The sequence below is a fragment of the Nocardia grenadensis NBRC 108939 genome (assembly GCF_001613445.1).
Lineage (GTDB): Bacteria > Actinomycetota > Actinomycetes > Mycobacteriales > Mycobacteriaceae > Nocardia > Nocardia grenadensis.
On the sequence record NZ_BDCJ01000041.1, the window covers coordinates 41,251 to 50,604 of the forward strand.

7 protein-coding genes are annotated in these 9,354 nt (G+C 66.9%); 3 read left to right on the forward strand and 4 right to left on the reverse strand.

Annotation, left to right across the window (positions count from 1 at the left end; genetic code table 11):
- Positions 1-86: 86 nt before the first annotated feature.
- Positions 87-830, reverse strand: a complete 744-nt coding sequence (locus tag NGR01S_RS28715; protein ID WP_063042371.1) for a hypothetical protein — start codon at positions 828-830, stop codon at positions 87-89.
- A gap of 261 nt (positions 831-1,091) precedes the next feature.
- The gene (locus tag NGR01S_RS28720) at positions 1,092-2,519 is read right to left on the reverse strand and encodes an FAD-dependent oxidoreductase (RefSeq protein ID WP_063042379.1); all 1,428 of its coding nucleotides are present in this window, start codon (positions 2,517-2,519) and stop codon (positions 1,092-1,094) included.
- A 293-nt stretch (positions 2,520-2,812) separates the two neighbouring features.
- Here NGR01S_RS28720 and NGR01S_RS28725 point away from each other — a divergent pair, with 293 nt between their 5' ends.
- Together NGR01S_RS28725 and NGR01S_RS28730 are read left to right on the forward strand one after the other, a co-directional pair.
- On the forward strand, positions 2,813-3,748 hold the full coding sequence (locus tag NGR01S_RS28725; protein WP_063042381.1) for a tyrosine-type recombinase/integrase: 936 nt from the start codon (positions 2,813-2,815) through the stop codon (positions 3,746-3,748).
- A gap of 137 nt (positions 3,749-3,885) precedes the next feature.
- On the forward strand, positions 3,886-4,725 hold the full coding sequence (locus NGR01S_RS28730) for an endonuclease/exonuclease/phosphatase family protein (protein WP_169811987.1): 840 nt from the start codon (positions 3,886-3,888) through the stop codon (positions 4,723-4,725).
- A gap of 156 nt (positions 4,726-4,881) precedes the next feature.
- On the opposite strand, the gene NGR01S_RS28735 is transcribed toward NGR01S_RS28730, so the two are convergent.
- Positions 4,882-5,259, reverse strand: coding sequence for a VOC family protein (locus NGR01S_RS28735; protein ID WP_063042385.1), 378 nt, complete (start codon positions 5,257-5,259; stop codon positions 4,882-4,884).
- Positions 5,260-5,370: 111 nt separating this feature from the next.
- Entirely contained in the window at positions 5,371-8,406 is a 3,036-nt protein-coding gene (locus NGR01S_RS28740) for a Tn3 family transposase (protein ID WP_084481787.1), read from the reverse strand.
- Positions 8,407-8,573: 167 nt separating this feature from the next.
- Here NGR01S_RS28740 and NGR01S_RS28745 point away from each other — a divergent pair.
- On the forward strand, positions 8,574-9,354 hold a 781-nt coding region (locus NGR01S_RS28745; RefSeq protein ID WP_063042395.1), incomplete at its 3' end, for a hypothetical protein.

Genomic DNA, 9,354 nt, shown 5'->3' on the forward strand with positions numbered 1-9,354 from the left:
GGTGCGTCTCGGTGTTCGATCCGGGACACAGTTCGGCCCCTGGCGGTTACCGGTCGCCAGGGGCCGAACTCTATTCCGGGAGAGGGTTATCTACCCAGGTCACTGTGCAGTTGTCGGCGTCCCGCTGCTCGTGTTGGGGCGGGTGTACTGGGTTGGGTCCCACGGTCGGCCCGAGTCGCGCAGCTGCGGCCTTGGCGCGGTGCGCGGCCCGCGTCGGCGGCCTGGCGCTGAGCGATCGCGTCGTCTCGGGCGCTGACCACCTGCTCGGTGCGTGTCTTCCACCGCTGCTCCCGTTCGGTGGTTGCGCGCCCGAACTTGCCCGCGGTGCGCGCGTTGCGGTCGACGACTTCGCGGACCTGCTGTTTGGTGCCGGGGTCGATACCCGCCCGGGTCAGAGCCTCACCGAGGCCGCGGACCTTCTCGTTGTAGCGGCGCCGCTGGGTGTCCAGGGTCTCCAGTCCCGGGCCGGTGGCGACGCTGGAGATCGCGTCACCGACACCGGCCACCGCCGTGGACAGCGTCTCCTGCTGCCGCTGGTCGAACTCCCGGCCGGTGCCGGCCACGAGTGCGTCGATGCTGCGGCAGGTGTCGCGGCCGATGTGGGATCCGGCCTCGAATTGGCGCTCCTCGTCGATCTGGGCGCGGGTGCGGTCATCGGCCCACATCAGGACCGGCAGGTCCTTCTCGCCGCGGATCCGGCCGGTGTCGATATCGGCGAGTGTCGCATCCAGCTGGGCACGTTCCATCGACGCCAGCCCGTTGCGCCCTGGTGCGGTGGCGATGTCGTGCAGCCGGTTGCGGGCCTCGTCCATCCGGGGGTTGAGGATCATCTGGGAGGAAAGTCACGCTAAGCAGGCGACACACAACGCCAGTAGCCGCCGATGGTTTCTTTCCTCGGCGGCATCTGTGCTCTGAACTGCGGAGTTGGCTGCGCTGGTCGACTGTAGGGACGGTGGAATGTGGGACGGGTCTGTGCGGGTGCGCACCGAGGAAGGCTCGTTTGTACCCCGGGGCTCACCAACGATCGTTGGTGAGCCGGCGCAGAGAGGACCGGCTCGTCGCCGCAGAGTGCGATCCGGAGGACTTCCCCGTCAGGTCGTGGGCACAGCGGTCAGGGTTTCCCGCTGGGCCCGGTCGGGACCTTGTCGGGGTGGTTCGAAGTTGGGGTGCTCGATCAGCCATGCGGCGACCCGTTCCTGGATCTCGGGCGCTGCGTACGCGTCCTGGGGCAGGTCCAGCAGGTGACGTACCCGGGCACGGGCGCGCATCACGTGGGCGTCTTCCAGCGCACACCACGGTAGAGCAGCGCGCAGCTCTTCCTCGGGGTTCTCGGTCGCGGGCCCGGTTTCGGCGTTGGTGAGTTCCGAGCCGTGTCGCAGCCGGTGACCGCCGGCCTTGTCGGTGGTCACCTGATGGTCGAACCAGGGTCCCAGGGTGCTGGTGGTCCATTGGTGGTGGGCGATAGTGAGTTCGTCATCGGCGGGTTGATCGGCGTGGGCTGCTACCCATGCGGCGGTGCGTAGTCCGAACGGGATGCCCAGTCCGAGGGTGGGGCTGGTGTGCAGGACGCTGTCGCCTACTGCGAGGAGTCCGGTGACTATTGGGCCTTTGTTGTCGACGAGGGCAGTTCGCCGGTTGTCGAGGCCTGCCATTACCAAGACCGGTCCGACCGGGTCGTGCGTGAGTGCCAACCAGTCGGCGCAGCCTGGAAATGTCTGAGCTACCGCCTCGAAGACTGCGGGGTCGCGCAGGGCCGCACGCGTCGGGTCGCTGGTCGACACCGCTAGGTGGACCGCGAAGACACCATTGTCGCTGGGGAATACGCCGCCGAGGGCGAAGGGTGTGGATCCGCCGGTCGTGGTGGTTGCCGGGTGGCGGGGTGCGCTCGGGTGCAGCCGGTACCACCGGCAGAAATACGCGATGCCGGCACGATGGGTATCGACGACAGGGGCTCGTGCCCCGGCTCCGGTCAGCCAGCCGGGCAGCGGTGACCGGCGGCCGCTCGCGTCGATGACGAGGTCGGCGGTAAGGGGTCCCGCACCGCGGTACACCCCGGCGACGTGCGGCTGCTGACCGCTGGCCTCGATGATCAGACCGGTGGCTGGTTCGCTATGGGCAATGGTGACTTCGGGCTGGCGTTGTACGGCAGCTGCCAGCGCCTGCTCGACGATGATGCGGCGAGCACGGATGGTCACCAGATCCTCGTCGCCGGGGCGTGGTGGCGGGCGGTGCGCGAAACGATCGAGTTCGTGCCATTCTTCGGCGCCGAGCTGCAGCATCGTCTCATAGACGTCGGGCGCTTCCTCGCGCAGCACGGTGCGTACCGGTGAGAGCAGGCTGTGCGGCTGTATCGCTTGCGGAACCGCCGGCCGGTGCCAGTCGAAGAAGTCGTGTTCGAGATCGTGGCCGGCCGTTCGGCTGTCCTTCTCCAGCACTGTCACCTCATGGCCGCGCCGTCCCAGGAAAAGCGCGGTAGCCAACCCGCAGATGCCGCCACCGACGACGACTATCCGCGCCACCGAATCCCCCTCACGTTCACCGCCGCTGAGGCTAGTCGGCGGGCATGCGAGCTGTGATCACTTAACCTCAGCCCGATCGAAACGATCGGAATCCGCCCCGTACCGCAGGCCCCCGGATGCGTGGCCAGCTGGAATTGACGTGGGAAGTGATGTTCGCGAGAAAAGTCACGCTAAGGATTTACCGCACATAGTGGCATACTATGTGCGGTAACTGGTGAGTCGTCCTGGCGTTATGAGCGTTCCGCGCTACCGCGACTCTGGAAACTATCTGCGGTAGTGGCGGGAGGGTGTGCGTGGGACGGGTTCAGGCGCTACCGCGGTCGGCCAGCGGTGTGCGGCTGGCGGATGCGGTGCAGATCTATCTGGCGACGATCACGGTGCGCAACACGCGCGCGACATATGCGCCGGCGCTGGATCGCCTCGTCGCCGATTTCGGGGCGGACACGGATGTGTCGCTGCTCGATCGGGAACCCGATCGCGTGAGTGGGTGGTTCACGTTCGTGTGGGGTGGCCGCTCGGCCAAGACGTTCAACATCCGGTTGACTGCGCTGGCTTCGGCGTGCGGGTACTGGCGTGAGCAGGGCTGGCTGACTGGTGATCCGCTGGTGCGGTTGCGGGCCCGGCCCGCGCCGCCAGATACCAGCAAGGCGTTGAGCCGGGACCGCATCGCCGAGATTCTGGGTGCGGAGGCGCTGCTGCGGGAGCGGGTGCTGTGGCACATGCTCTACGAATCCTCCGCCCGCGCCGAGGAAGTGCTGATGCTGGACGTGCCCGACCTCGACACCGGCAACCGGTGTGCGGTGGTGACCCGCAAAGGCGGTGCACGGGAGGTCATCGCGTGGCAGACCGGTACCGCCCGGTTACTGCCGCGGCTGCTGACCGGCCGCCGGACCGGGCCGGTGTTCCTCACCGACCGCAAGGCGCGGCCGTCGGTAGCAGCAGTCGATGTCGATCCGTCGACGGAGCGGGCCAGGTTGTCATATCGGCGCGCTGCCGAGCTGTTCGAGGAGCACACCGCCGTTTTCGGTGGCGGCCCGTACACGCTGCATCAATTGCGGCATTCCCGGCTTACGCATGCCGCGGAGGAAGGCGCGTCGACACCGGTGCTGATGAAGCTGTCCGGCCATACCTCGGTGCGCAGCCTCGCGAAGTACGCGCGGGTGTCCGACGAGGGACTGCGCCGATATCAAGCCGACAGCGATCCGGCGCGGCGGCGCTCCGGCCGCTGATTACCCGGTCAGAAGGGCGGCTTGGCGTAGGCCAAGGACTCGGGAAGACGCCCGATGTCGCGCACGCTGCTCATGTATGGGCTGCGAGTATGTGATTCGTGATCGTTTCCGAGAAGCCCACCGGCGCCGAGAGATCCGTGAGTGCTGTGCGTGTGGCGACCTTCAACGTCCTTTCACCGCTTCTGGCCGACTGGTCCCGCCGCAAGACGGTGATCGCAGCGCAACTGCGGGAGATCAGTCCCGACATCATCGCGCTGCAGGAGATCGACGCCGGCGAGGATCGCGAGCAGGTCATTGCCGATCTACTCGGCCCGGGCTGGCACGTTGCGTGGCATTCCCGCACGACCCCGGACGGGATCGGCCTGGCGCTGGCCAGCCGCTGGCCCTTCGGCGAGATCCGCGAGCACCCGCTGGGCGTCACCGATCGCACGGCAGCCTTTCCCTGGTCGGCTGTGGTCGTCGCCGCGGTGCAGGCGCCACAACCCTTCGGAACACTGCATATCGCCCACCACAAACCGGTCTTCCAGTTCGACTACGAACACGAACGCGAGTTACAGGCAGTCGAGGCGGCCCGGTTCATCGACGAAGTACTCGACGGACGCGAAGAACACGTGGTGGTGGTCGGTGACTTCGACGCCACCCCGGACTCTGCCAGCATCCGATTCTGGACCGGCCGCCAGTCACTGGCAGGCATGAGCGTCAGTTACCACGATGCATGGGAAGTACTGCGGCCCGACGATCCCGGGCACACTTTCACCCCGGACAACCCACTGGTCGCCCGCGGTGACATGTTCTCGGCCGCAGGCCGGCGCATCGACTACGTGCTGGTGCGAGGGACCGGATTCGGGCCCACCCTCGAAGTGCGGGCTGTCGACCGGATCTGCATCGACGCGGTCGACGGGATTCAGGCCAGCGACCACTACGGCGTACTCGCCGAACTCACTGTCCCCGCACGCGCACCCGGGGTGTGGAGCTGATCGACACCAGCACGCCCGCCGAATGCGAAAACCGAGCGGGCTACGCCAGATCCGCCTGGCTCTCGACCGGAGTCTGATCGGCCGGGACCAGCCCCGGCCGAGAGCATAGGAATTCGGCTGTGCTCCCGGGGGCGCTATGACGGCGAAGACCTTGGTTCACGCACTGGCCTGGGGCGGAAGCGTGAGGCAGAAGGGGTGCCCTGCCGGGTCCAGAAGTACTCGCCAGCGATCGGGAGCAGGCTGGAAGTCCGCCTTGACCGCGCCGCAGCCGATCGCCGCCTGCTCCGCGGTATCGAGATCGGTGACAAACAAATCGAGATGCATTTGCTTGGGGAATTGGTTGCCAGGCCAGTCCGGTGGCTTGTGCTCTTCCACGCGTTCGACTGTCAGCGTGACGCCATCGCCTTGAAGCACAACCAGCTCGTCGGATTCGTACCGGAGGTCGAAATCCAGCAACGCTCGGTAGAACTGCCCGAGATGCCGCGGATCTCCGGCATCGAGCGAAACTGCACCGAACCTTGCTATCGCCGCCATACTTCCCCCAGGAAACTCGGACTTTTGGGCCTCGGCTGGACGCCGAGGCCCACGCTACCCGCCTGCCTGCCACAGCCCTCGGGATGCCGGTATCGACACGACACCGGCGGCTCATTCGTCGTCGGAGGCATCGGGATCGCGCAGCGGCCGATGTGCCCCACCGAGATCGGGCAGGTAGAAGCTGTAATGCCCGTCGATGCCGATGTGGGTTCGGATGAACGGTGAAAGCCGGGCCACGTCGGCATCGAGCACCGGATAGTCCTGGGCGCGCAGTTCGGCCAGTGCCCGGTCCATGTAGACGGTGTTCCACAACACCACACAGTTCAGCACCAAGCCGAGGGCAGAGAGCTGATCCTCCATGCCCTCGTAATAGACCCGCGTCATTTCGCCCTTGCGGCCGTGGAAGATCCGCCGCGCCAGGTCGTGGCGGCCCTCGGTGAGGTTGGCCTGAGCTTTGATCTCGCGCCGGTAGGGTTCGTCGTCGGCCAGCCGCAGCACGTGCAGGGTCTTGAAGATCCGCCCGAAATGCGCCACAGCGTGCCCGAGCGAGGTCGGCTGCCCGTCGCGGGAGATCATGCGCGTGACCTCGTGCGCGGACACTTCACCGGTATGAATCGAGACCGCGATCCGGCACATGTCCTCCCAGCGCCGGCCGATCCGGTCGACATCTATCCGGCCCCGGGCGGCCTTGTCCAGGGGCCCGTAGTCCGCAGCCGGGTCGATACGCCACAACCTCTGATCCGGCAGGTTCGCCAGCTGCGGCCGGTACTGGCGGCCCAGCAGGTGCAGCAGCCCGAACACGATATCGCTGTAGGAGCCGGTATCGGTGATGATCGCCTCCGGTACTGTCCCGCCCTGCTGACGTAACACCACGTCCACGGCGTGCAGCGAATCCCGCGGAGTCCCCGAGAGCACCTGGGCGGCAAGACCGGCGGCTTGGTCGTTGATCATGTTCAGCCAGGTGATCCCGCGTTTTCGACCGAAGTACTTGGCGTTGGGACGGGCGTGGATGGTGCGCACCGGCACCACGAACCGCAACCCGTCCACCGACGCGACCAGCCCACCACCCCACGCCCTCGCCAGCCGGATCCGGGCCTGGGCCTCGACCAACGCGGTGTTGGCAGCGGCGAGAGTGTCGAACCGGATATAGGACTGGTCGACGTGATGCAGCCGGTCGCGGGTCAACGCCTCCACCCCGGGACTGGTCACCGGCCCGAACCCGACATTCATCGCGTGCGAACACAACACCGCCGCGACCGACAACCCGAGATCGGCGACCCGTGCCGGGTTTCCCGAGGCGTGGGTGAATGCCTCGGTGAACCCGGAATGCCACGACATCACCTCCAACACCAGCTCCGGCAGATCGATGCGCGGCAGCATCGCCTCCACCCGGCGCCGCAGATCGGTCAGGCTCGGCGGATCCGGTATCGCGGTCAGCGCAGCGGCGTGCAGCTTGCCGTCGTCATCGACCGTGGCCGGGGTATCGCCGTCGAGCCGGGCCGCGACCTCCCGATAGGCGGCATCCAGCGCTTCGGCATGCTCAGCGAGCAGCACCGACGGTTCCGGCGGGAGACCGAGTGCGTTGAGGCCGGCCTCGCGGGCGATCTCCCAGTGCGCGCCGGCCAGCAGATGCGCGCGGGGATCGCGCCACTTCGACGAGGCTTCCACGAAGATGTTGCGGTGCTTGAGATGACGGTGGAACTGCTCGAGCACACAGAACGTGTACGCCGCACGATCGACGGTCTCGGCCGGCCGTCCCGCCGGATACGCCAGCCGGGACCATGCCCCGCCGATCAGGTCGTGATCGACCCGGCGGGCATCGAGCCACCGCGCCCCTGGCTTGCCGGGTTTCTCCGTGATCAGCTCGGCCAGGGTGCGCATCGCGGCCAGCACCGGCGCACCGTCCGGGGTCGCGCCGAAGGTAAGGCCGCGCATCAGCCTGGGAAGAAACGGGCGCACGGTCGCGAACCGGCCGGCCAGCTCTTCGGCGCGTTGCCCGTCGAGTTCGGCGTCGCCGGGCGGGACCAGTTCGTCGATGACCGCGACCGCCGACCGCAGCGCGGTACCGGTGACCTTCGCCTCGATCAGATCCCACACCACTCCCAGCTCGATGCCCTGATCGATTTCCACCATCTCCAGCAGCACCCGCACCGCCTCGGCCAATTTGCCCGCGTTCCGCGATACCTGCGGATAGCGGCGCAGCTTCTCCTCTTTCGACTCGCGTTCGGCCTTGGACAGCAGCTCTGTGGTCATCAGCAGGTCGAACAACTCCAGCACGTCATCGACAGCGCGGGCGCTCAGCACCGACACCGTCGCCGCCAGGACCGCCAGCCGGTGCTCGCGGCTCATCCGCCGCAACTGGGTGGCCTTGCCCGACAGGCCGTGCTGGGCCAAACCCAGCAGCCGCCGCGGCGGCACCGCCGACACATCCACCCCCGACGACCCCGCCACCGCGAGATCCCCGACCCGCTCCAACGCGGCCACCATCCCTTTCGACGACGGCCGGAACACCCCCTTACGCAGCCGATCCAGCTCACTGACCCGCTGCTTCGTACCCGCCGGCACCTCCAGCAACCCCAACAGCACCCCGGCCGCCGACGGCGACAGCTGACCGGCCAGCTGCGCCCACAACCGCTGCTCGGCCGCCTCCCGCCCAGCCGCGACCAGCTTCTCCAGCGTCGTCACACCCGGCAACAACACCCGCCGGGCCCGGCACCACGCCACCGCACCCTCGAAAATCGCCTTCGGGCCGTCGCCGGTGATCCACGCCTGATCGGCGATCCATGCGGCCAGCTCCGCCTCCGCTCCACTGAACGGAACCAGCCCATACTCGGCCTGGATCTCGGCCTGGTGCTCGAACCGAGTTGTGCGCCGCACCATGTACTCGGCCAGGCACGACGGGTCACCGATCTCCAACTGCTCGGCCAGGTAGGCCACCAGCTCCGCCGGCACATCGACCGGATAAGCCAGGAACATCCCCAGGTAGCGGACCGTCACCACCTGAACCGCGAACCCGAGACGGTTGTAATCCCGCCGCCGCGCCGCGATCAACCGCCGATCCTCATCGTCCAGATAGCAGAACCGCTCCAGCTCCACCCGGGACATCACACCGAACCGCCCGTAACCGGGTACACCCGCATCAATCACGCTGACATGAAATCACCAGCTCAACAACACGATTCAGCCCGATCGCTTAGCGTGACTTTTCTCCCGGATTAGCCTCAACCCCCTACAGGGACTGGAGTGCTCGGGACCTTCTCGGATCAGTGAGAGCGGCAGGCATGCAACTTCTTCGGCGGTCTACTGTCACCTTCGTGCAGATACGCAGTGAGGAACAGCTGAACCCCGTCGCAGACGAGGTATCCGCTATTACCGCCGTGGTGCGGCCCATCTTGACGGGCATTCTCTACTCGCTCAAAGCCGATGTTGTGGCCGAGGTCGGCGGGCGGGAGAAGGTGAAACTGAAGATGCTTCCGCGCTTGCAGCGGCGCGGTGACGGTGATACCGGAATCTGTTTCGAATACGCGGTTCACGACGCGGTCAGCCGGGGGGACGCAGCGGTGACCGCTAGGGTGTACGACGCGCTCACCCTATGCAATGTCCCCGGCAAGTCCGTGGGTTCCATCCTCTTTGGTGCGGAGAAGGCAGGTTCGCAGCAGCTGATCGACACCGCTGGCGACCTGTTGACCAATGACTCGTCTCTTCTGTCCGGATCGCGCGGGCGGCCGGTGAAACTCAAGCGCCACCTCACAGCTGCTGCTGCCGCCTTCCGGAAGAAGGGTGCGGCGGAGGGTCTCCTGCCGCAGAGCATCAGCGGGCTGTGGCGGGCGGACCTGTTCCTCGGCTCCGTCGACGAAGATTACTGGGTCGGGACAACCGTGAAAATCAACCCGTCGACGCTCAAGGGGGATCGCGGGCTTCGTGTCGGCATAGTCCCCGCTTCGCAGGGTAAGTCGGACCGGATCGCCAAAGACGACCACCGCAACTTGGTCGTATGTCCACTGCCCTACGACGGCAGCTTCGTCGAGACGTTCTATGTTGCGTGGCAGACCGTACTGGCCTTCCTCAACGCTGATGCCCAGGTGCCGAAGGAAG